The following is a 21,446-nucleotide window of genomic DNA, read 5'->3' as shown; positions in this document are numbered from 1 at the left end:
GGGGGACAATACATGGCAACACCAAAACAGCCACTACCACTACGCACAGGCATGCTGCTTGCAGCGATTCTGGTACTACTGACAGCCGTTATGGCGGGATGTGGAGGCCAATCACAAAATAATAATGCAGCAGCACCTCAAACCACAGGCGACACTCGAACGATCAAACATGAGATGGGAGAAACCAAAGTTACAGGCAAACCTAAAAGAATCGTAACGTTGGAATTCTCTTTTGTCGATGCCGCTACCCAACTGGGTGTGATGCCTGTCGGCATAGCTCAGGAAAATGAGGATGATATCGATGGTCTGCTTGGTAAAAAAATCGACTTTACACCTGTCGGCACACGCAAACAGCCGAACCTGGAAACGATCAGCTCCTTGAAACCCGATTTGATTATTGCTGATCTAAACCGTCATAAGAGCATATACGAAGAACTAAGTGAGATTGCTCCTACCATTGTTCTTAAGAGCCGCAATTCCTCTTATGAACAAAACCTGGCATCCTTCGGCGTTATCGCTGACGCGTTGGGTGAGAAGGAAAAGGGTGAGCAAATTCTCGCAGCACATAAAGCTACCATGGCAAAGCTGAAAGAAGGCATCCAAGCTGGTGAGTCACGCAGCGTATTGCTTGGGGTATTCCGTTCGGATTCACTATCGGCTCACGGCGCTTCATCTTTTGATGGACAACTGCTGGAGCAAGCAGGCATCCACAATGCGCTTCAAAATACAAGCGAGCCTACAGTCAAGCTGACACTGGAGCAGATTGCACAAGCTGATCCAGATGTGATCTTCTTGGTGGAAGCCGATGAGAAGCTGCTTGCGGAATGGAAGCAAAATCCGTTATGGCAAAACATTACGGCCGTGAAAAAAGGGGAAGTTTACGAAGTAAACCGGGCACTGTGGACCCGGTACCGTGGACTCGGCTCTGCCGAGAAAATACTGGAGCAAGCGATTTCGCTTCTGTATCCCGCGCAAAATAAAGGAGACGGCTCCCGTTGATCGGACAAGCCTTACGCGACCGGCTAAATAAGCCGGTCGTCTTTGCACTTCTATTCGCGCTGCTGGCTGGACTGCTGCTGAGCGTGGCAATTGGCCCAGTCAGGATGGATATCCCCACCATGCTGACTGCGCTGTTCACCGAGCATCCGTCCAAGGATCAGCTCATTATCTTGACGATACGCCTACCACGTGCCGTCATTGGCCTGATCGTCGGCGCCGGGCTTGCCGTGGCCGGAGCGCTGATGCAGGCTATCACACGCAATCCGCTGGCTTCGCCGCAGGTTTTTGGAGTCAGCTCTGGCGCTTCGCTGGCTGTCGTCCTGTCGGTCGTGCTACTGCCGAATATCGGATCGTCCGGCAGCATTTATTTTGCTTTTGCCGGAGCGATCGCAGGCGGTTCCTTCGTATACGCATTGGCCGGAACGGCGGGCATGACGCCAGTCAAGTTGGCCCTTGCCGGGATGGCAGTGCATCTGCTGCTAGCCTCTGTCACTCAGGGACTGCTCGTGTTTAACGAGCAAATATCCGATGTACTGTATTGGCTCGCCGGAGCCATCGACGGGTCCACTTGGGCTGATACGCGTCTGGTGCTGCCCTGGTTCGCCGTCGGTATGATCCTTGCACTGGCACTGGCCCCCTCGCTATCTGTGCTTAGCCTCGGTACAGAGGTCGCACAGGGACTGGGGCAAAATGTACGTCTTGTCCGCTTACTGGCCTCAGCCTCAGTTATTATGCTGGCAGGCTCTGCTGTAGCAGTAGCCGGGTCTATTGGCTTTGTGGGCCTGATGGTGCCGAATATCATCAAGGTGTTTACAGGCGATAATTACAAACGGGTCATCCCCCTGTCTGCAATCTGCGGAGCTCTGCTGCTGACATATGCAGACGTGCTTGGACGATTTATTGCCTTTCCTTATGAATCGCCCGTTGGTATCGTAACCGCGCTGGTGGGCGCGCCCTTCTTTTTATATCTGGCGCACAAGAACGGGAGGGCTTCACGATGAAAAAGCTGTGGATTTTACTCGTGTTAATGCTGTGTGTTTCCTTTGTAGCTATCGGCGTGGGCAGCACCTACATTACACCCGCTGAGCTGATCGCCGCTCTGACTGACCGAAATGCCTCTTCCTGGTTCATCGTTCACCATTACCGACTGCCTCGTGGCCTGCTGGCCATCATGGCCGGTGCTGGCCTTGCAGTAGCTGGCGTGCTGCTGCAAGGCATGATCCGCAACCCACTGGCTTCGCCGGATGTGGTGGGTGTATCCAAGGGAGCCGGCTTTGCTGCGGTTCTCGTCATCGTGCTGCTCCCCTCCTCCCCCGTGGCGCTACTGCCTGTAGCTGCCTTTGTCGGTGCCGGATTAGCTGCACTACTGCTCGTACAGCTTTCGATGAAGGGAGGCATGCGTCCTAACATGCTAGCCTTAACCGGGCTGGCGGTAGGTGCTATTTTTCAGGCTGCAACCGATTATATTCTGGTCAAATATCCACTTGAAGCCAGCGATACGCTGACTTGGCTAGCTGGAAGTCTGTGGGGCAAAGGCTGGGATGAAGTATATGGACTTTTGCCATGGTTAATTGTATTGCTGCCTCTCGCCTATACGCTACAGCGCAAACTGGATATTATGAGTCTGGATGAAGAAAGCTCCGCTGGCTTGGGACTTAGCGTGAAGCGTATGCGCACAGGACTGCTGGCCGTATCCGTGGCCTTAGCTGCTTCCTGTGTCGCTGCCATCGGCTCCATCGGCTTTATAGGACTGCTGGCACCACATCTGGCACGGCGGTTGTTTGGTAATCGCCACCGTTATCTATTGCCCGGCGCAGCCATGATCGGTGCCCTGATTCTCGTCCTTGCCGATGCGCTCGGACGGGGGCTGAAGCCGCCGCTCGAAATTCCCGCTGGCATCGTGACAGCCGTGATTGGCGCGCCCTATTTCCTGTATCTCTTGCTACGGGAACGCAAGCAAAAAAGCAGCGGATAAAGGACATGTTCTCCATTACAGCTAAACGCTGCACGATAACGTAGCGTTTAGCTGCATTACCTCCCCACCTGTACACTGATCTCAGATAACATAAAAAAGGAGAGCCCTCCTGTATATAACACAGGCTGACTCTCCTCACCCCTCAACACTTACGCTGGATAGGGTACTTCTGTTCCATTCAAAATGAGGTGCATCCGAATTTCCGCTTTTAAGGAGTCGGATACTGCACAATATTTTTCCTTACCCATCTGAATCGCTTTCCATACACGGTAGTCTGGAATATCTCCGTCCACGTGGAATGTCAGATCAATCGCTGTAAATCCCGTTGGCATTTGTTCCTTGCGCGTACCTTCTGCATCAATATCAATTCGCTGAATGTCCGACAAAAAACGATCCAAAATCATCGTAATATCAATACCGATACATCCCGCCAGACCCGCAAGCAGCAGTTCCATCGGTGTCATCCCTTTACCATCACCGCCATAAGCCGCCGTAGCATCCATCCCTACGGAATAACCGGATGGTCCTTCCGATGTAAACGCGCGTTTGCCGTGCCAAGTTGTAGATACTTTCATGTTCAATTGCCTTCTTTCCATCTTAGTAATCTATGATTTATTCTCGATCTAACTTAAAATTCGCTGATTTGACGCAAAAATTTTTGTGTCCTCTCATGCTGGGGAGCATCAAAAAATGCCTGTGGCGCAGCCTCCTCCACAATGATTCCGTCTGCCATAAATACAACCTTGTCCGCCACCTCGCGGGCAAATTTCATCTCATGAGTCACGACGACCATTGTCATTCCGTCTTGAGCCAACTCTCGCATAACCCCTAACACTTCACCCACCAGTTCGGGATCAAGCGCCGATGTCGGCTCGTCGAACAGCATAATCGCCGGGTCCATCGCCAGTGCACGTGCAATAGCTACCCGTTGCTGCTGTCCACCCGACAGACGAGATGGGTGTACATCCTGCTTATCCAGTAATCCCACCCGCTTCAGTAGCTGTTGTCCGATAGACATAGCCTTATCGCGCGGCATTTTCTTTACTGTCAGCAGTCCTTCAATGACATTGCCGATTGCTGTTTTATGCGGATACAAATTGAATTGCTGGAACACCATCCCCGTCTGCTTGCGAATATCACGAATGGCCGCTTGGCGGGCACGAACAGGAGATGTAGCATCAACCTCAATCCCGTTCACCTCAAACTTGCCGGAAGACAGCTCTTCCAGACCGTTCAGACAGCGCAGCAAGGTACTTTTACCAGAGCCGCTGGGACCGAGCAATACGACGATTTCACGAGCGGCAACCTGAAAATCTATGCTTTTCAGAACCTCTACCTGTCCGAATCGTTTACCTAATCCGTTTGTTGTTATCATCATCTATCATCTCCACCTTAATAAGCTCGAGCCAGACGCTTTTCCACCCGCTCCAGTATAGCGGAGAATCCAATACTCATAATCCAGTACATCAGGGCAATTTCGAGCAGAAACGGCATGTAGAGCAAATACTGCGCCTGTAAAAGCTGTGCCTGCCGCATCAATTCACTGACCCCGATAACTGACACCAGCGACGTTTCTTTAAGCATACCCACGAACGTATTCCCCATCGGTGCAATTGCAATGCGTACCGCCTGCGGAAGAATGATACGCCACAGCGTTTGACCAGGCGACATTCCCGTAGCATAAGCGGCCTCGGTCTGTCCCTGCGGTACGGCTAAAATAGCTCCACGGAACGTCTCCGATAAGTACGCCCCTGTATTAATACTGAGCGCGAGACAAGCAGCCGTTAACGATCCAAATGATATTCCGTAATCATCCAGACCATAATAAATGACCGCAATCTGCACCAAAACCGGCGTTCCCCGGATGATTGATACATACATGCGAGCCAGCCACCGAACAGGTCGATTCCCCTTCAAGCGCGCTACTGCAACAATCAAACCAATGATTAGACCAAACAGCATAGAAACAATCGTTATATACAGCGTATAATAAGCACCCTTCAATAAAAAAGGCACGTTCTCCCACATTAATTCAAGCATCGGTTATATTCCCTTCTTTCAGACGAGTGGCCCCATGTCAGCATAAAAGCCAAGACTGGAGCCAAACGCCTGTAACAGGCTTACGTTATTCTTTTGGCTCCTCGCCAAACCATTTTTTGAAAATTGTTTTGTAAGTGCCGTCTTCCTTCATTTCCTTCAGAGCCTTGTTCAAGGCTTCCTTCAGCTCAGGAGTTTTCTGGTTAATAGCTACAGCCGCCTGATCCGATTTAATCGGCTCGCCTACAGCTTTAATTTGAAATCCATTTTTGTCGATAATGGGCTTAAGTGCATACAGATTGTTAATGGTTGCATCAATACGACCAGAGTTTAGATCCTTCAATGAAGTAATGACATCATCATATGTTTTGATCTCAAAATCGCCTATCTTTGGCAGCACTTCGTTGCGCAGATAAGACTCATCATTTGTTCCCAAGCCGACACCAATGGTTTTGCCTTTAAAGTCTTCCAACGTCGTAATGTCATTGGTTTTACTGTTCACGATAATATTCACATTATTGGTGATATAGGGATCTGTGAAGTCAATGGCCTTCTTACGATCCTCTGTAATCGCCACCTGGCTAACCACTGCATCGAATTTTTTCTTTTGCAAACTTGGAATCAGTCCCGAAAATTCTTGTGCCGTGAACTCCGCTTTTACTCCAATCCGTTTCGCCAATTCTTTGGCAATATCCACATCAAACCCGTCCAACTCCTTGTTGTCGTTCAAGAAATTGTACGGCGGGTAAGTACCCATCATGCCTACCTTCATTACACCAGCCTTCTTGATGGCTTCGAGCTGATTGGCGGCTGCCTCGTTACTGCTGCCTGCTCCATTGCTAGTATTCGAAGCTTCTGGCTTTGTACCGCAAGCGCTCAGCACAAGACTGAACAATGCCAGAGCCATGAGTGTGGTCACCAAGAATCCTTTTTTACGTGTTTTCATGTATCGTTCTCTCCTGTGTAGATGTAAATGTTTAAGTTTGTAAGTGTAATTGGGCTATATTAATTGTTGCCCACTACTCATTCATGATGTTGACCGTCTAGCTTTGGCCTAATAGTCCGTAAAATTCAAAATTAGCAGCCTCTTCTGCCAATCTTGTAGCGGATACCTGTTTGATATGGTCATGTGTTCCCTCTGAACCGAATAGCCAGCGTATAATGACACCTTCGATCATGCTCATGAGTAATGCTGCCCTCAATTCGACATCTAATTCGGCAGGCAACATGTTCAGCTCGATCGCTCGCTCCATATTGCGCCGGAATGCAAGCTCCATCGCAGTCCTTGTTTCACGGATGCTCTGCCTCACTGGTTCATCGACACCGCTGCCGATCAGCAGCAAACCCATCAGATAACGGTTCTCCAATGCAAAATGAAATAGCCGAACAAACAGCGCTTCCGATGCCTTAACCATATCAGCCAGCGTTCCCGCATCACGGCGATACCCCTGCCCGATCGCTGACAAAAGCTGTTCACGACCTGTAGCGATAATCTCCAGCGCCAAGGCCTCTTTACTTTTAAAATGCCAATAAAATGTGCCTTGAGCTACTCCTGCCTCCACCACGATATCTGAAATCTTCGTTTGGTGATAACCCTGCTCAGCAAACCGCTTTAACGCAATGTGAAGAAGCTGTGTTCTGCGGTCTGTTTCTTCTCCCCCATGGTCAACAGGTGAGTCATTCGAAAGGGTTTTGGGCTGCTTCGCCTTGCGTGGCTGCATGGGTTTCCTCCTCCCGATTGATCAGTCAGTCAGTTTTGTATTTTTAATCCTATAGGATAAGTATACATTTGTCAAACGAAAAAGAGGACCTCCGAAGAGGTCCTCTTTTTCCTATATATTGCTGTTATAGCAATGCTTTTGCCGCAATGTCTGTACGGTTTTGCTTGCCTTCAAAGGTAATATGAGCAGCCTGTTCGTAAGCTTTGTCCCGTGCCTCGGCAATGTCACGTCCCAAACCAACCACGCCTAACACGCGTCCGCCGTTCGTTACCCACTCACCCTGTTCGTTGATGCCTGTTCCGGCATGGAAGACGATAGCTTCGTTTGCCTGGTCCAGTCCGTGGATAGGTACTCCTTTGGCGTAAGCTGCAGGATAACCTCCGGATGCCAGTACCACACACACCGCAGCTTCATCCTTCCACTCGATCTCTACCTGATCCAGCGTGCCGTTCACAGCAGCGAGAAAAATATCGAGCAAATCGGATTGTAGTCGAGGCAATACGACTTGTGTTTCTGGATCACCAAAACGTGCATTAAACTCAATGGTCTTCGGCTTGCCGTCCGGCGAAATCATCAGTCCAGCAAATAAAACACCACGGAACGGGCGTCCTTCAGCAACCATAGCCTTGGCCGTCGGCTTAATAATCGTCTCAATGGCTTCCTCAATAATGGAATTGGCTATGTGAGGCAGCGGGGAATATGTTCCCATGCCACCTGTGTTCGGTCCTTTGTCACCATCAAAAACCGGCTTGTGATCTTGCGCCGCTGCCATCGGCCGTACCGTTTCACCGTCAACAAAGGAAAGAATCGACATTTCCTGTCCAGCGAGGAACTCCTCGATCACGACCTGTGCGCCCGCTTCTCCAAATACCTTTGCCACCATAATATCGGACAGCGCCTTTTCCGCTTCCTCCATCGAGTAAGCGACTGTCACGCCTTTGCCTGCTGCCAGTCCGTCGGCCTTAATGACCACCGGAATAGGCTGTTCCTTTAAGTAGGCATGTGCTTCCTCATAGGTATAAAATTTGCGATAGGTTGCTGTCGGAATTTGATATTTATGCAGCAAATCTTTCATAAAGATTTTGCTACCTTCAATTTCCGCTGCATTTTTACGCGGTCCGAATACTGGGATGCCTTTGGCTTCAAAGGCATCCACAATGCCGTCTGCCAGCGGATCATCGGGGCCTACCACGACCAGTCCGACTTTTTTGGATTCCGCCAGTTCTGTCAGCGCGTCAAACTCACTCACCGGAATCGGCACACACTCCGCTAATTGTCCAATACCAGCATTACCTGGCGCACAATAGATTTGTCCGGCCTTGGGGCTTTTCTTCAGCGCCCACACAATTGCATGTTCGCGACCGCCCCCTCCGATAACCAAAATATCCATTCAGGTGATTCCTCCCGCTCCCAGTATGATCGTTCAGGTGTGCTGCATCCACAACTCACGCAACTTAGTGCTTGAAATGACGTACGCCCGTAAAGACCATAGCAATGCCATATTCGTTAGCAACCTTGATGGATTCTTCGTCTTTGATAGAGCCACCCGGCTGAATGACTGCCGTGATACCTGCTTTAGCTGCCAACTCCAGCGTATCGCCCATCGGGAAATATGCATCCGATGCCAGTACGGTACCTTTTGCTTTGTCACCGGCCTGCTCGATTGCAATCTTGGCTGCTCCGACACGGTTCATTTGTCCTGCGCCTACGCCAACGGTCATATTATCTGCCGCCAATACAATGGCGTTGGATTTCACATGCTTAACCACTTTCCAGCTAAACAAAAGTTGTTTCAGTTCCTCCTCGGATGGCGCACGCTCTGTTACAACCGTAAGTGCATCCGGGTCTACAGCATGAACGTCATTTTGCTGAACAACCATGCCACCTTCAATGGAAGTCACGACGAAACGGCTCTTCGCCTCAGACGGGGAAAGCTCACCCAGATCAAGCAAACGGATATTTTTCTTTTTCGTTAAAATCTCCAATGCTTCTTTCGTGAAGCCCGGTGCCAATATAATTTCCAGAAAGATTTCACTCAGCTTGTTCGCTGTATCACCATCAATAATCCGGTTAGCCGCGACGATGCCGCCAAAAATCGAAGTTGGATCTGCTGCGTAAGCTTTGCTGTACGCTTCATAAATACTGCCGCCAATTCCCACACCGCAAGGATTCATATGCTTAACTGCAACTACTGTAGGCTCGCTGAATTCTTTGACGATTTGCAGGGCTGCATTAGCATCATTGATATTATTGTAAGACAACTCTTTACCGTGAAGTTGCTTTGCTGTTGTCAGTGTACCCTTGACCGCCAATGGCTCACGGTAAAACGCAGCCTGTTGATGAGGATTTTCGCCATAACGCAAATCCTGAATTTTTTCATAGGTTACAGTGTAACGCTCAGGCAGCGGATCACCTGTCACATTCGACAAATAATCGGAAATCAAAGCGTCGTATGACGCCGTATGACGGAACACTTTTGCAGCCAAACGCTTACGAGTATTCAGCTCCGTGTCGCCATCCTTACGTATTTCCTCCAGTACAGTGCTATAGTCATCAGCATCAACCACTACACTGACAAAAGCATGGTTTTTTGCCGCAGAACGAAGCATCGTTGGACCGCCGATGTCGATATTTTCAATCGCGTCCTCATAGGTTACACCGGGTTTGGCGATCGTTTCCGCAAAAGGATACAGGTTCACAACGACCAGATCGATATAATCCAATCCAAGCTCCTTCATTTGACGCTGATGCTCTTCATTATCCCGAACAGCCAGCAAACCGCTGTGTACCGCAGGGTGGAGTGTTTTAACACGTCCATCCATAATTTCTGGAAATCCCGTTACCTCTGAAATACCGATGACAGGAATACCCTCCTTCGACAGCAAGCTGCTCGTTCCCCCTGTCGAAACGATCTCCACACCCAATTTGGACAACTCACGGCAAAACTCTACGATTCCCCGTTTATCTGATACGCTGACGAGCGCTCTTTTAATACTCACCCTGTCTCCTCCTTTAGCTCTTTCAGAATTTTGCAAATTTCTCTTCTATCAATTTATTTCCCGAGAAATATCGGAAAATGCCTGTACAGTATCCTTGTTAGGACAATGATATGACAAATTACAGTTATCTTTAGAGAAGTGAGTTCACCTTGCGGCCATTCAATTGGATTTTGCCTTGGGCCAGTCTGCCAACTACCTCAGGATATAGCTGACGTTCCACGGATTGAATGGCTACGGATAAGGATTCCGCTGTATCATGATCGTGAACCTCCACGACACGTTGGGCAATAATCGCCCCAGTATCCATCCCCCCGTCCACAAAATGGACGGTGACCCCACTTACCTTGACCCCATAGGCTAATGCCTGTCCAATAGCATCTTTCCCTGGAAATGCCGGAAGCAGCGACGGATGAATATTAATGATTTTCCCAGCGTACGCATCAACCATGACACTAGATAGCAAACGCATATAGCCTGCTAACACGATGAGATCAATCGATTTCTGCTCCAGCAAAGCCACTAATTCACGCTCATAGTCTTCTCGGGCAGGATAATCTTTAGGACGAAAAGTATGACAGGCAATTCCAGCTTTCTGTGCTCTAGCTACAGCAGGAGCCGCAGGCTTGTCACAGATGAGCAGTTCTACCGAGGCGCCGCCCAGTTCACCCCGCGCGGTCGCATCCACCAAAGACTGAAAGTTCGTCCCTTCGCCTGATGCAAAAACAGCAATCCGGTACTCGTTCATTACACCTCGGCTCCTGTAAAGGTCACGATAGAGCTGCCTTCCGTTACTTTTCCGATCACATACGCAGCTTCACCCTGTTCCTTCAGAACTTCCAGTGCGGTCTGTGCGTGCTCTGCACCGACAACGATCACCATTCCAATCCCCATATTGAAAGTCGTGAACATGTCTTTGTTGGAGATTTCGCCTTTTTCCTGCATGAGCTGGAAGATCGGCAGAATCGGCCAAGTGCCGTATTGTATATCCACATTGACGTGATCCGGTAACACTCTAGGGATATTTTCAATAAAACCGCCACCAGTGATATGCGCCATGCCTTTTACTTTTACCTTATCCAGCAATGCCAACACAGATTTCACATAAATTTTCGTAGGCTCCAGCAGTACATCGCCCAGTTTGCCATTCAAGCCTTCGATTTCATCATGCAAATCATAACCTTGCTGTTCCAATAACAGTTTGCGAACCAGTGAGAAACCATTACTGTGAACGCCACTGGAAGCTAGTCCGATTACGGTATCTCCAGGAGCAATGGAACTGCCGTTAATGATTTTGCTTTTATCTACAATCCCTACCGTGAATCCGGCAATATCATATTCGCCCTCGCTGTACATCCCCGGCATTTCTGCGGTTTCACCGCCGACCAACGCACAACCTGACTGGTGACAGCCCTCGGCAATACCGGCGACAATCGCTTCGATTTTCTCAGGTATAACCTTGTCACAGGCGAGATAATCGAGAAAAAAGAGTGGCTCCGCGCCCCCTACAACAATGTCGTTTACGCACATCGCAACTGCATCAATGCCGATGGTGTCATGACGATCCATTGCGAAGGCAAGCTTCAGCTTCGTGCCGACACCGTCAGTACCGGACACAAGTACAGGCTCCTCGTACTTATCTTTATTCAGACCGAACAATGCACCGAATCCGCCCAAGTCCGTGAGCACTTCTGGACGGAAGGTACGTTTAACGTGCTTTTTCATCCGTTCTACTGCTTCATTACCAGCAGCGATATCTACCCCTGCGTTTTTGTATGCTTCGGACATTCATGAACACTCCTTCAAATGATTGACCCTCCTAAGTCCTCCCTAGCAGGGAGGATTCCAAGGGGCTGCTCCCCCTGGACCCCTCAAGAGTCGGTCAGATGCGTAGGATTGGGTGCTGCTTGGTGATGGTTCGTGCTGTGAGTCGCGTGTTTTCCTTTGTGAGTTGCGGGTCTTCCCGCAATTCACAAGGACACGCTTTGATGCGTGGCCGCCTTTGGTAGTGACGGCGGCAGGGGCACGTCCCGGACTGTTTGCTTCGCAAAGGCGGGGACGTGCCCGGCCAAAGAAGTGAGCAGCGCCAACGGGCGGCTTACTTCTTTGACCCTTGAGTCAGGCAGCTGCGCCCTGCCTGTTAAAAACTCATGGCATGAAATAGTTATGCCATGAGTTTTTAACGGCCTTACCTATCCTCTTCCCTGTGGGAACAGAAGAGGTACAGGCACTGCTGCAAAATGCTGCACACCTGAGGAACGCAGCGGGGAAAGGATTCTGGAGAAGCGAAGCGTTCGCCTTTGCCGCTGGATTCCTACCCTGTAAGGGGTTATTCCACTCCAAGAATCCAGCGGCAACAGCGATCGTAAGAACCTTCCACACGCGGAGTGGTCCCCTCAGAACCGCCATCCCATGCCTCCATGCACCTCTGTACCTCTTTTGTTCCTATATTAACAACTACACCCGAACTTTTCTTCGCCTTTGAAATCTACCTGTGTCGGATAATCGTTATCGAAACAAGCCAGGCACAAACCGCCCTTGTAATCCTGTTCGTTATGTCCGCCCACTGCGGCAATCAACCCTTCGGCGCTCATAAAGAAGAGCGAATCAGCGTTAATCTCTTGCCGAATTTCCTCTACGGTTTTGGACGAAGCGATCAGTTCCCGACGGTCCGGCGTGTCGATACCGTAGAAGCACGGGTTTTTGAAAGGCGGCGAGGTAATACGTACATGTACTTCCAACGCGCCTGCATCCCGCAGCATATTTACGATTCGACGAGACGTGGTGCCACGAACGATAGAGTCGTCGATCATAATGACCCGTTTACCTTCAACCACACGGCGTACGGCGCTCAGCTTCATTTTCACACCCTGCTCGCGCAGCTCCTGACTCGGTTGAATGAAGGTACGACCGGTATATTTATTTTTAATCATGCCCAGCTCATAAGGAATACCTGTTTGCTCTGCATAACCAATTGCAGCCGAAATACTGGAATCCGGTACACCGGTCACCAAATCAGCATCGACAAAAGCCTCCAGCGCCAGTTGGCTGCCCATCCGTTTGCGTGCAGCATGAAGATTAGCTCCGTTCAAATCACTGTCAGGACGAGCAAAATAAATATACTCCATCGCACACAGCGCTTTACGCTGCTTATCTTCCGTATAGCGGTCTTCGTGCAGTCCATTTTTATCCAGTATCAACAGCTCACCTGGCTCGATATCGCGCAACAGTTCTGCACCAATCGTTTCCAGAGCACAGGATTCGGATGCAAACAAATAAGCATCTCCCAATCTGCCCATCGTCAATGGACGCAAGCCGTTGGGGTCAGAAGCCACAAGCAGCTTGTCATTGGTCATAATAAGGAAAGCAAACCCACCGACAATACGCTTCAATGCATCCTTGGCAGCCTCCACCAAATCCTTGGACGATCGGGCGATCAAATGAGCTACTACTTCGGTATCGCTGGTCGTTTGAAAAATAGACCCACCCTGCTCCAGCTCATGCCGAATTTGCAAAGCATTTACGATATTTCCGTTTGTCGCTACTGCCAGATCACCATCACGATACTTGAATACCAAAGGCTGTGCATTCGTCAGCTTACTATCTCCACTTGTTGAGTAGCGCACATGTCCTATGGCAATATCGCCTGTCAACGAAGCCATTAAGTCTTTATTAAATACTTCTTTGACAAGCCCCATTCCACGATGATAATGGAACTCGTCGCCACTGCTCACACAGATCCCTGCGCTTTCCTCACCACGATGCTGAAGCGCGTGTAAGCCGTAATAGGCTAGGGAAGCGGCATCGGAGTGTCTGTATACCCCGAATACGCCGCATTCCTCTTTTAATTTATCAAACAGCCCCTCTTTACCCGAGCCTTCATTATAATAATCTCCAGTCCACAACGTCCGTGCTGTTATTTCATCAGACATGGAATGACATCCTCCCAGATTTGCTTCAAACTGGCGACTGCCTCGTTCAAAGCGGGTTGTCCGTTCACCTCAACTGTCAATTGTGACCCTTCAACTTTTCCCAATACGGTAACTGGCACTTCCAATCCACGCAGATGCGCTTCCAACGCAGACGCTTTATCCGGCGATGCGGACAACAAAATGCGGGATTGACTTTCGCTGAATAAAGCATGGTCAGGACGCAAAGACGTTTCTACGTTGACCTGTGCTCCCAATCCGCCGCTAATTCCGGATTCGGCAAGCGCCATAGCCAATCCGCCCTCTGCGAGATCATGCGCGGATTGTACCAATCCAGCTTGTATCGCTCCCAGTACTGCGGTCAGCAGTTTTTTCTCTACGTTCAAATCTAGCTCAGGCGGACGTCCTTCGGATACACCGTGCACGACAGCCTGGAACTCACTGCCTCCTAGCTCAGCCTTCGTCTCCCCCACTAGGAAAATAACGTCGCCTTCAGCTTTGAAGCCTTGTGTCGTAATATGATCTGTATCATGTACCAGACCGACCATACCGACTACAGGCGTCGGATAGATCGCACCTTTGGCATTTTCGTTGTACAAGCTAACGTTACCCCCGATAACAGGTGTATCCAGTACACGACAAGCTTCTGCCATACCGTCCACGGCTTTTTCCATTTGCCAGAAAATATCCGGCTTTTCAGGGTTACCGAAGTTGAGGTTGTCCGTAATAGCCAAAGGCTCTCCGCCGGAGCATACAATGTTACGAGCTGCTTCGCTGACTGCAATTCGTCCGCCTACCTCTGGATCCAGGTATACATAACGTCCGTTACAATCTGTAGTCATCGCAAGTCCCTTGCGGGTGCCGCGTACAGTCACTACAGCCGCATCCGAGCCCGGACGAACGGCCGTACTGGTGCGAACCATGTAATCATATTGCTCGTATACCCATTTCTTGCTGGCTACACTTGGGGATGAAAGCACCTTTTTCAGCGCACCGTTCAAATCAGTCACTTCTGGGTAACGCAATGTGTCAACAGCAGCATTTTGCTCATAATAAGCAGGAACTTCGGAAGGCTTGTCATAGATCGGACACTCGTCTACTAGCGCCGTCACTGGCATATCCCCCACCACTTCACCGTGATGGAACAAACGCAAACGCCCGTCATCCGTCACCTTGCCGACCTTGGCACAAATGACGCCCCAACGCTCGAAAATTTCAAGCGCCTGTGCTTCATCCTTTGGTTCAACCACGAACAGCATACGCTCCTGTGATTCGGACAGCATCATTTCATAAGGTGTCATGCCCTCTTCACGTTGCGGTACCTGATCCAGATACAGCTCAAGACCGTTGCCCGCCTTACTTGCCATTTCGGCACTGGAGCAGGTAAGTCCCGCTGCGCCCATATCCTGAATACCCAGTACAATACCGCTGTCGATCAGTTCCAGACATGATTCCATAACCAGCTTCTCCATAAATGGATCGCCTACTTGAACCGCAGTCCGATTCGCTTCGGATTCCTCTGTCAGCTCAACCGATGCGAAGGTAGCTCCATGAATCCCGTCACGACCTGTCGGAGGTCCCACATAAAACACCGGGTTGCCGACGCCTTTTGCCACACCGCGCTGAATTTTATCATGGTCAATCAGTCCGACACACATTGCATTGACGAGCGGATTGCCCTCATAGCTTTCATCAAATACAACCTCGCCGCCTACGGTTGGAATACCGATACAGTTTCCATAGCCCGCAATACCGGATACCACATGCTCGAACAAATATTTCACACGGTCGCTCTCCAGCTTGCCAAAACGCAAAGAGTTCAACACAGCTACAGGTCTTGCGCCCATGGAGAAAATATCACGGATGATGCCGCCTACCCCAGTCGCTGCCCCTTGAAAAGGTTCTACAGCGGATGGATGGTTATGACTTTCGATTTTAAATACAACCGCTTGGTTGTCTCCAATATCTACAATCCCTGCTCCTTCACCCGGTCCCATCAGCACTCGCGGACCGCTCGTCGGGAAACGTCTCAGCAACGGCTTGGAGTTTTTGTAAGCACAATGCTCTGACCACATAACACTGAACACGCCAATTTCCGTATAATTCGGCTGACGCCCCATGAAATCACAGATCAGCGCATATTCACTGTCCGACACACCCATCTGCTGATACAGTTTATGTTCGGCAACCTGCTCTGCCGTCGGTTCCTTAGCGGACACTTGCTGCGCCATGTCGATCCCTCCAAGCATTCAAAATAGATGTAAACATACGTTTGCCGTCATCCGTGCCAAGCAATGCATCCACCGCACGTTCCGGATGGGGCATCATGCCCAGTACGTTACCTTGTTCATTACAAATCCCCGCAATATCCGTCATGGAACCATTGGGATTATCTTTATACGTAAATACGATCTGATTGTTCGCCTGCAAACGAGCCAGCGTCTCATCATCACAGTAATAGTTGCCTTCACCATGTGCGATCGGAATAATGATTTCTTCACCAGCAGCATAATCTCTTGTAAAAGGCGTATCGTTATTCGCAACCTGCAACACCGTATCACGGCAAAGGAATTTCATCGACAGATTACGGCGCAAAGCTCCTGGCAACAGCCCGGCTTCGGTCAAAATTTGAAAACCGTTGCAAATCCCCAAAATATATTTGCCTTCAGCAGCCGCTTTGGCTACTTCCTTCATCACCGGGGCAAACCGGGAAATCGCACCGCACCGCAGATAATCCCCGTAGGAGAAGCCTCCCGGAACAAGAATACAATCGTAAGGTGACAGATCCGTTGCAGTATGCCACACATAATCGACAGGTTCACCGACCGTGTCCTCTATCGCCTTATAGCAGTCAATATCACAGTTGGAGCCCGGAAAAACCAGAACTGCAAATTTCATGGAATCAGCCCTCCAGTTCGTAGCGGTAGTCTTCAATGACCGTGTTGGCCAACAGCTTTTCACACATCTCGATGACGCGTTTCTCTGCACTCTCGCGGTCTGTTGTATCCAGATTCAGTTCCATATACTTACCAATTCTGACGCTATCCACTTCTCCGAAACCCATAGAATGCAGTGCGCCCTGCACCGCAACCCCCTGCGGGTCCAAAACGCTTTGCTTAATCGTGACATAGACTGTTGCTTTCATCATGTTCCTTCAGTTCCTCCTCCGAATGAGTGAATCCTATTGGTTGAATTATGATTACTATTTACTGTGCCGTCAGACGCCGCCAAATATCCGTATATCTTGCAGTTGTTTCTTCTACGACCTCAGCAGGCAACGGATCGGGCTTGCTGTTCTTGTCCCAACCGGATGATGCCAAATAGCTTCGTACCGGCTCCTTGTCCATGCTGTCAATCTCCACATCCAGCTCATACTTTTCCTGCGCCCAAAAACGGGATGAGTCCGGGGTGAAAATTTCATCAATCAAAATCACCTTGCCATCAACAAGACCAAACTCAAACTTGCAATCCGCTAAAATGATTCCTCGCTTTTCGCAGAAAGCACGCGCAAATTCGTACAATGCCAAGCTTTTTTCCTCAAGCTCACCGGTTAGCTGGGCCCCGACCAGCTCTTTCATTTGGTGAAGGGAAATGTCCTCGTCGTGACCGACATCATTTTTTGCAGCCGGTGTAAATAGAGGCTTGGGAAAGCGTTCATTCTTACGTAGCCCCTTGGGCAATGGAATACCGTTTACCTCGCCGGTCTGCTCATACTGACGCCAGCCGCCTCCGGTAATATATCCGCGCACCACACACTCGATGTCGATGCGTTCAGCCTTCAGCGTAACCATGATCCGGTCCTTTAGCAGCTCTTTATGCTGTTCGTCGATAACATGTCCGAGCTTATCTACATCGGTATGCACGACATGGTTTTCCAGCAGGTCTTTCGTCTGTTCAAACCAGAAAGCACTGAGCTTGTTCAATACATTTCCTTTTTCCGGTACGGGCGGCTCCAACACATAATCAAAAGCCGAAATCCGGTCCGTCACGACAATCAGAAAATGTTCTCCGAGATCATACAACTCACGCACTTTGCCTTTGTACAAGAGCGGCGCATGAATCAGACCTTCGGCGGTAGACAATGACATTTCATTACACCTCTTTCATAGAAGTTGCCCCTCCTAAATCCTCCCCTCGGGGAGGACCCCCAGGGCTGCTGCCCTCGGGACTCCCGCAAGAGTTGGCTGGTGAGCCGGGTGAGGGCGTCTATTTTGTAGCTACGGTCGGGTGAGCGCGCTCCGCTGGATGAAGCTTGTTGGCACAAGCCTCATCCAGCAACGCTTTTACGTCGGCGCGAACGGCTGGCTCAAGGCTTCGCTTCTTGAGCCTTGCGCGTTTCTGGAAGGACTACGGGCTGTTTGCTGTGCAAATTCGGCAGTCCTTCCAGAAACGTTGCTTGTGATAGAAAAGCGTGTTCCACTGCTTTTCCATCGCTCTTGGGAAGGTGCGGCATCTTATGTGCCGCACCTTCCCTAGCTCTGCTCCCACATGAGGGTTGGTGCTGGAAGCAGCGGAGCGGACGGAATCGTTCTGGAGAAGCGTTAGCGTTTGCCTTTGCCCCTGGATTCCGACCATATCTGGTCTTATACAATCACAGGAATCCAGGGGCAACAGCAATCGGAAGAACGATCCGTTCGTGCAGCGGTCTCATCACGCTCCTGATCCTCTCCCAAGCGCCAACCTTCCCTCTTACTCCCCTAATCCCAGCTTTTTAAAGATCGTATCCACGTTTTTCAAATGCCAAGCTGGGTTGAACGCATCCTCGATTTCATCCGGACTGAGCACGTCAGTAATTTCAGGAGTCGCCTCGACGATTTCGCGGAACTGGCGTTGTTCTTCCCATGCCTGCATAGCACGCGGCTGCACGGTATCGTAAGCTTTTTCACGACTAAAGCCCTTGTCGATCAGCTTCGTCATAATACGGCCAGAGAATGGTACACCATACGTACGCGCCATATTGCGCTTCATATTTTCAGGGAAGACCGTCAGATTTTTCACGATATTGCCAAAACGGTTCAGCATGTAGTTCAACAGCATTGTTGCATCTGGCAGAATGATGCGTTCTACAGAAGAATGCGAAATGTCGCGCTCATGCCACAGCGTAACGTTCTCATACGCCGATACCATATGCCCGCGAATCACACGTGCCAGGCCGGAAATGTTTTCACTTCCGATCGGATTGCGTTTATGCGGCATTGCGGAAGATCCTTTTTGACCCTTGGCAAAAGCTTCTTCCACCTCGCGGAATTCACTCTTTTGCAATGCACGGACTTCTGTAGCAAACTTGTCCAACGATGTGGCGATCAACGCCAACGTGGCCATATATTCAGCATGACGATCACGCTGAAGCGTTTGTGTAGAAATCGGAGCAGGCTTGGTGCCCAGCTTGCGGCATACGAATTCTTCCACAGCTGGGTCAATGTTGGCATATGTTCCGACTGCACCGGACATTTTACCGTATTGTACCTGGTCAGCAGCATAGCGGAAACGTTCCAGATTGCGCTTCATTTCCTCGTACCACAGGCCCATTTTCAGTCCGAATGTGGTCGGCTCAGCGTGCACTCCATGTGTACGTCCCATCATCGGTGTGTGCTTGTAAGCCAATGCTTTTTCCTTCAAAATATCAATAAAATTCAGAATATCTCGTTCCAGAATTTCATTCGCCTGTTTTAACAAATAGCCCAGTGCTGTATCAACCACGTCTGTGGAGGTTAGACCGTAATGCACCCATTTGCGCTCGTCGCCAAGACTTTCGGATACCGTGCGGGTAAAAGCAATGACATCGTGTCTTGTTTCCTGCTCAATTTCATAGATCCGTTCAATATCAAAGCTTGCATTTTTGCGCAGAGCCACGGTATCTTCTTTTGGGATAACACCTAACTCAGCCCATGCTTCACAGGCACACAGTTCTACTTCCAGCCAAGCTTTGAATTTATTTTCTTCCGTCCAAATCGCTCTCATTTCCGGTCTGCTATAGCGTTCGATCATGACTATTTATCCCCCCAAATATTGGTTTGATCAATCCATTCCAGCGCTTGTTCCGTATCCTGGCACAACAGATTAATATGTCCCATCTTCCGGCCTGGCTTGGCTTCACTTTTTCCATACAAATGCAGCTTCGGTACAACACTCAATCTTTCAGCTTCAGCATCTGTTTGTCCGAACCGCCGAATTACGTTCTCCAAATGCTCACCTAGTACATTGACCATCACGACCGGAGTCAGAAGCTTCGTGTTGCCTAGTGGCAAACCACAAATCGCACGTATATGCTGCTCAAATTGCGATGTGGCGCATCCCTCCATCGTGTAGTGGCCGGAGTTATGGGGACGTGGTGCCAACTCATTAACGTACAATTGTCCATCTTCGGTGACAAACATCTCCACAGCGAGCAGCCCCACCGCATCCAATGACTCCGCCACAGCCAGCGCCAATTTGCGTGCTTCTTCCTGGACAGGTTCAGGTACGCGTGCGGGTACAATCGACGTGTGCAAAATGTTGTTTACGTGAATGTTTTCCGCAGGTGGAAAGGCTTTGGCTTCACCGTTCGTGCTGCGAGCTACAATCACCGAGATTTCGCAGCGAAAACGGATGAACTGTTCCAACACCAGTTCCGAACCGCTTCCAGCCAGTTGCTCGTAGGCATTCGTGGCTTCCTCCGATTGGCGAACGACCACTTGGCCCTTGCCATCATAACCGCCGACTGCTGTTTTGAGCACACACGGTACACCCAGTTCGGCTACCGCTTGAACCATATCGGCAGAACTGCTAATTTCACGATATGGAGCGACAGGAACACCAGCTGCTTCAATAGAACGTTTTTCACGCAGACGATGCTGTGTCGTGTACAAAAGACTACTGCCCTGTGGCACACTGGATTCCTGTTCCAAAAGCGCGGCTACACCTGCATCCACATTTTCGAACTCATACGTGATCACATCACACCGTGCAGCCAGTTCTCTGGCCGCGTGTTCATCATCATAGGCAGCACGGATTTGTTCGGACACCTGTCCACACGGACTATCCGGTGCAGGGTCCAGTGTTACGAAGCGATAGCCTAAGTTTGTTCCTGCCAGTACAAGCATTCTTCCTAGTTGTCCGCCTCCCAAAAGCCCAATCACTGTGCCAGGAGGACGGATTCGGCCTGCGGGTTCACATGCTTCATTCATAGTGAGTCACTACCTTCCAGTACCTCGTCACGGATACGGTCGCGTCTTGCCACAACCCGCTGACTTATCTTTTCGTCAAAAGCACCTAATATTTGTGCAGCCAGCAGCCCTGCGTTGGTAGAGCCCGCCTTACCGATCGCCACAGTGGCGACTGGAATACCACCCGGCATCTGCACAATGGAGAGCAGGGAGTCCAGACCATTCAGAGCCTTCGACTGGACAGGCACGCCAATTACTGGCAAGGATGTCTTCGCAGCCACCATTCCCGGCAGATGTGCAGCCCCGCCCGCTCCAGCAATAATGACTTTTAATCCGCGCCCGGCGGCCTCTTCTGCAAAACGAAACATTAAATCCGGTGTACGATGGGCTGAAACTACTTTTTTCTCATATCCGATTTCAAGCTCGTCCAGCACAGCACATGCATGTTGCATGGTGTCCCAGTCTGATGTGCTGCCCATAATGACAGCGACCTGCACTGACATGTCCTTCACTCCCTGTTTATCAATAAGCGCCAAAAATCCGGCACTCGAAAATAACGTTATTTTCAAGACACCGGACTACGAAAAAACAAACGACAGAGCCTCTTAAAGGCATGCCAAAAGCAAGCCTGTTCCACCGCATCC

The 21,446-nt window shown here is 50.0% G+C and carries 20 protein-coding genes; 3 read left to right on the top strand and 17 right to left on the bottom strand.

The features are described from left to right. Positions 1–12 precede the first annotated feature (12 nt). From EGM68_RS04550 to EGM68_RS04540, 3 genes are read left to right on the top strand one after another with little or no spacing between them, the layout of a single operon-like run. Positions 13–999: an ABC transporter substrate-binding protein gene (locus EGM68_RS04550; protein WP_013369489.1), complete on the top strand. Its 987-nt coding sequence runs from the start codon at positions 13–15 to the stop codon at positions 997–999. Further along, positions 996–2,000, top strand: coding sequence for a FecCD family ABC transporter permease (locus EGM68_RS04545; RefSeq protein WP_013369488.1), 1,005 nt, complete (start codon positions 996–998; stop codon positions 1,998–2,000). The genes EGM68_RS04550 and EGM68_RS04545 overlap by 4 nt, the downstream gene beginning before the upstream one ends. Then, positions 1,997–2,974: a FecCD family ABC transporter permease gene (locus tag EGM68_RS04540; protein ID WP_129548717.1), complete on the top strand. Its 978-nt coding sequence runs from the start codon at positions 1,997–1,999 to the stop codon at positions 2,972–2,974. Before EGM68_RS04545 ends, EGM68_RS04540 begins: the two co-directional genes overlap by 4 nt. Positions 2,975–3,123: 149 nt before the next feature. On the opposite strand, the gene EGM68_RS04535 is transcribed toward EGM68_RS04540, so the two are convergent. The 17 genes from EGM68_RS04535 to purE all read right to left on the bottom strand — a co-directional run bounded on the left by EGM68_RS04535 (position 3,124) and on the right by purE (position 21,305). Beyond that, positions 3,124–3,549, bottom strand: coding sequence for an OsmC family protein (locus EGM68_RS04535; protein WP_013369486.1), 426 nt, complete (start codon positions 3,547–3,549; stop codon positions 3,124–3,126). A gap of 53 nt (positions 3,550–3,602) precedes the next feature. Continuing rightward, entirely contained in the window at positions 3,603–4,352 is a 750-nt protein-coding gene (locus EGM68_RS04530) for an amino acid ABC transporter ATP-binding protein (protein ID WP_013369485.1), read from the bottom strand. Between the two features lie 14 nt (positions 4,353–4,366). Further along, on the bottom strand, positions 4,367–5,014 hold the full coding sequence (locus tag EGM68_RS04525; RefSeq protein ID WP_129548716.1) for an amino acid ABC transporter permease: 648 nt from the start codon (positions 5,012–5,014) through the stop codon (positions 4,367–4,369). 85 nt (positions 5,015–5,099) lie between these two features. Further along, entirely contained in the window at positions 5,100–5,957 is an 858-nt protein-coding gene (locus EGM68_RS04520) for a transporter substrate-binding domain-containing protein (protein ID WP_129548715.1), read from the bottom strand. A 97-nt stretch (positions 5,958–6,054) separates the two neighbouring features. Then, the gene (locus tag EGM68_RS04515) at positions 6,055–6,732 is read right to left on the bottom strand and encodes a TetR/AcrR family transcriptional regulator (RefSeq protein WP_013369482.1); all 678 of its coding nucleotides are present in this window, start codon (positions 6,730–6,732) and stop codon (positions 6,055–6,057) included. Positions 6,733–6,856: 124 nt separating this feature from the next. After that, positions 6,857–8,122, bottom strand: coding sequence for a phosphoribosylamine--glycine ligase (purD, locus tag EGM68_RS04510; RefSeq protein ID WP_013369481.1), 1,266 nt, complete (start codon positions 8,120–8,122; stop codon positions 6,857–6,859). 64 nt (positions 8,123–8,186) lie between these two features. Next, positions 8,187–9,731 carry a bifunctional phosphoribosylaminoimidazolecarboxamide formyltransferase/IMP cyclohydrolase gene (gene purH / locus EGM68_RS04505; protein ID WP_129548714.1) on the bottom strand — a complete coding sequence of 515 codons (1,545 nt, stop codon included), beginning with the start codon at positions 9,729–9,731 and terminating at the stop codon, positions 8,187–8,189. A gap of 130 nt (positions 9,732–9,861) precedes the next feature. Further along, complete coding sequence (purN, locus tag EGM68_RS04500) at positions 9,862–10,476, bottom strand: phosphoribosylglycinamide formyltransferase (protein WP_129548713.1); 615 nt, start codon at positions 10,474–10,476, stop codon at positions 9,862–9,864. Continuing rightward, on the bottom strand, positions 10,476–11,516 hold the full coding sequence (purM, locus tag EGM68_RS04495) for a phosphoribosylformylglycinamidine cyclo-ligase (RefSeq protein ID WP_025675375.1): 1,041 nt from the start codon (positions 11,514–11,516) through the stop codon (positions 10,476–10,478). The genes purN and purM overlap by 1 nt, the downstream gene beginning before the upstream one ends. A gap of 662 nt (positions 11,517–12,178) precedes the next feature. Further along, positions 12,179–13,660 carry an amidophosphoribosyltransferase gene (gene purF, locus EGM68_RS04490; RefSeq protein ID WP_013369475.1) on the bottom strand — a complete coding sequence of 494 codons (1,482 nt, stop codon included), beginning with the start codon at positions 13,658–13,660 and terminating at the stop codon, positions 12,179–12,181. Next, entirely contained in the window at positions 13,645–15,888 is a 2,244-nt protein-coding gene (gene purL / locus EGM68_RS04485) for a phosphoribosylformylglycinamidine synthase subunit PurL (RefSeq protein WP_129548712.1), read from the bottom strand. The genes purF and purL overlap by 16 nt, the downstream gene beginning before the upstream one ends. Next, positions 15,866–16,555 carry a phosphoribosylformylglycinamidine synthase subunit PurQ gene (purQ, locus tag EGM68_RS04480; protein ID WP_013369473.1) on the bottom strand — a complete coding sequence of 230 codons (690 nt, stop codon included), beginning with the start codon at positions 16,553–16,555 and terminating at the stop codon, positions 15,866–15,868. The genes purL and purQ overlap by 23 nt, the downstream gene beginning before the upstream one ends. 4 nt (positions 16,556–16,559) lie before the next feature. Then, positions 16,560–16,805: a phosphoribosylformylglycinamidine synthase subunit PurS gene (gene purS / locus EGM68_RS04475; RefSeq protein ID WP_007428837.1), complete on the bottom strand. Its 246-nt coding sequence runs from the start codon at positions 16,803–16,805 to the stop codon at positions 16,560–16,562. Between the two features lie 58 nt (positions 16,806–16,863). Further along, a complete protein-coding gene (locus EGM68_RS04470; RefSeq protein WP_040102117.1) occupies positions 16,864–17,745 on the bottom strand; it encodes a phosphoribosylaminoimidazolesuccinocarboxamide synthase in 882 nt (293 codons plus the stop codon). Positions 17,746–18,346: 601 nt separating this feature from the next. Beyond that, positions 18,347–19,645 (bottom strand): adenylosuccinate lyase, encoded by a 1,299-nt coding sequence (gene purB, locus EGM68_RS04460; protein ID WP_064962598.1) that lies wholly within the window; start codon positions 19,643–19,645, stop codon positions 18,347–18,349. Positions 19,646–19,647: 2 nt separating this feature from the next. After that, positions 19,648–20,823: a 5-(carboxyamino)imidazole ribonucleotide synthase gene (purK, locus tag EGM68_RS04455; protein WP_090736865.1), complete on the bottom strand. Its 1,176-nt coding sequence runs from the start codon at positions 20,821–20,823 to the stop codon at positions 19,648–19,650. After that, entirely contained in the window at positions 20,820–21,305 is a 486-nt protein-coding gene (gene purE, locus EGM68_RS04450; protein ID WP_013369467.1) for a 5-(carboxyamino)imidazole ribonucleotide mutase, read from the bottom strand. Before purE ends, purK begins: the two co-directional genes overlap by 4 nt. Between the last annotated feature and the right edge of the window lie 141 nt (positions 21,306–21,446).

This window comes from Paenibacillus sp. M-152 (assembly GCF_003856555.1).
GTDB classification, from domain to species: Bacteria; Bacillota; Bacilli; order Paenibacillales; family Paenibacillaceae; genus Paenibacillus; species Paenibacillus polymyxa_C.
The sequence above is the reverse complement of the archived record's forward strand: the minus strand, read 5'-3'. Positions and strand labels throughout refer to the sequence as shown.

Bases quoted from the DNA above. Each gene is read 5' to 3' on its own strand.
- EGM68_RS04550 (WP_013369489.1), top strand. From the start codon at position 13: ATGGCAACACCAAAACAGCCACTACCACTACGCACAGGCATGCTGCTT.
- EGM68_RS04540 (WP_129548717.1), top strand. From the start codon at position 1,997: ATGAAAAAGCTGTGGATTTTACTCGTGTTAATGCTGTGTGTTTCCTTT.
- EGM68_RS04535 (WP_013369486.1), bottom strand. From the start codon at position 3,549: ATGAAAGTATCTACAACTTGGCACGGCAAACGCGCGTTTACATCGGAA.
- EGM68_RS04530 (WP_013369485.1), bottom strand. From the start codon at position 4,352: ATGATGATAACAACAAACGGATTAGGTAAACGATTCGGACAGGTAGAG.
- EGM68_RS04525 (WP_129548716.1), bottom strand. From the start codon at position 5,014: ATGCTTGAATTAATGTGGGAGAACGTGCCTTTTTTATTGAAGGGTGCT.
- EGM68_RS04520 (WP_129548715.1), bottom strand. From the start codon at position 5,957: ATGAAAACACGTAAAAAAGGATTCTTGGTGACCACACTCATGGCTCTG.
- EGM68_RS04515 (WP_013369482.1), bottom strand. From the start codon at position 6,732: ATGCAGCCACGCAAGGCGAAGCAGCCCAAAACCCTTTCGAATGACTCA.
- purD (WP_013369481.1), bottom strand. From the start codon at position 8,122: ATGGATATTTTGGTTATCGGAGGGGGCGGTCGCGAACATGCAATTGTG.
- purN (WP_129548713.1), bottom strand. From the start codon at position 10,476: ATGAACGAGTACCGGATTGCTGTTTTTGCATCAGGCGAAGGGACGAAC.
- purM (WP_025675375.1), bottom strand. From the start codon at position 11,516: ATGTCCGAAGCATACAAAAACGCAGGGGTAGATATCGCTGCTGGTAAT.
- purF (WP_013369475.1), bottom strand. From the start codon at position 13,660: ATGTCTGATGAAATAACAGCACGGACGTTGTGGACTGGAGATTATTAT.
- purL (WP_129548712.1), bottom strand. From the start codon at position 15,888: ATGGCGCAGCAAGTGTCCGCTAAGGAACCGACGGCAGAGCAGGTTGCC.
- purQ (WP_013369473.1), bottom strand. From the start codon at position 16,555: ATGAAATTTGCAGTTCTGGTTTTTCCGGGCTCCAACTGTGATATTGAC.
- purS (WP_007428837.1), bottom strand. From the start codon at position 16,805: ATGATGAAAGCAACAGTCTATGTCACGATTAAGCAAAGCGTTTTGGAC.
- EGM68_RS04470 (WP_040102117.1), bottom strand. From the start codon at position 17,745: ATGTCATTGTCTACCGCCGAAGGTCTGATTCATGCGCCGCTCTTGTAC.
- purB (WP_064962598.1), bottom strand. From the start codon at position 19,645: ATGATCGAACGCTATAGCAGACCGGAAATGAGAGCGATTTGGACGGAA.
- purK (WP_090736865.1), bottom strand. From the start codon at position 20,823: ATGAATGAAGCATGTGAACCCGCAGGCCGAATCCGTCCTCCTGGCACA.
- purE (WP_013369467.1), bottom strand. From the start codon at position 21,305: ATGTCAGTGCAGGTCGCTGTCATTATGGGCAGCACATCAGACTGGGAC.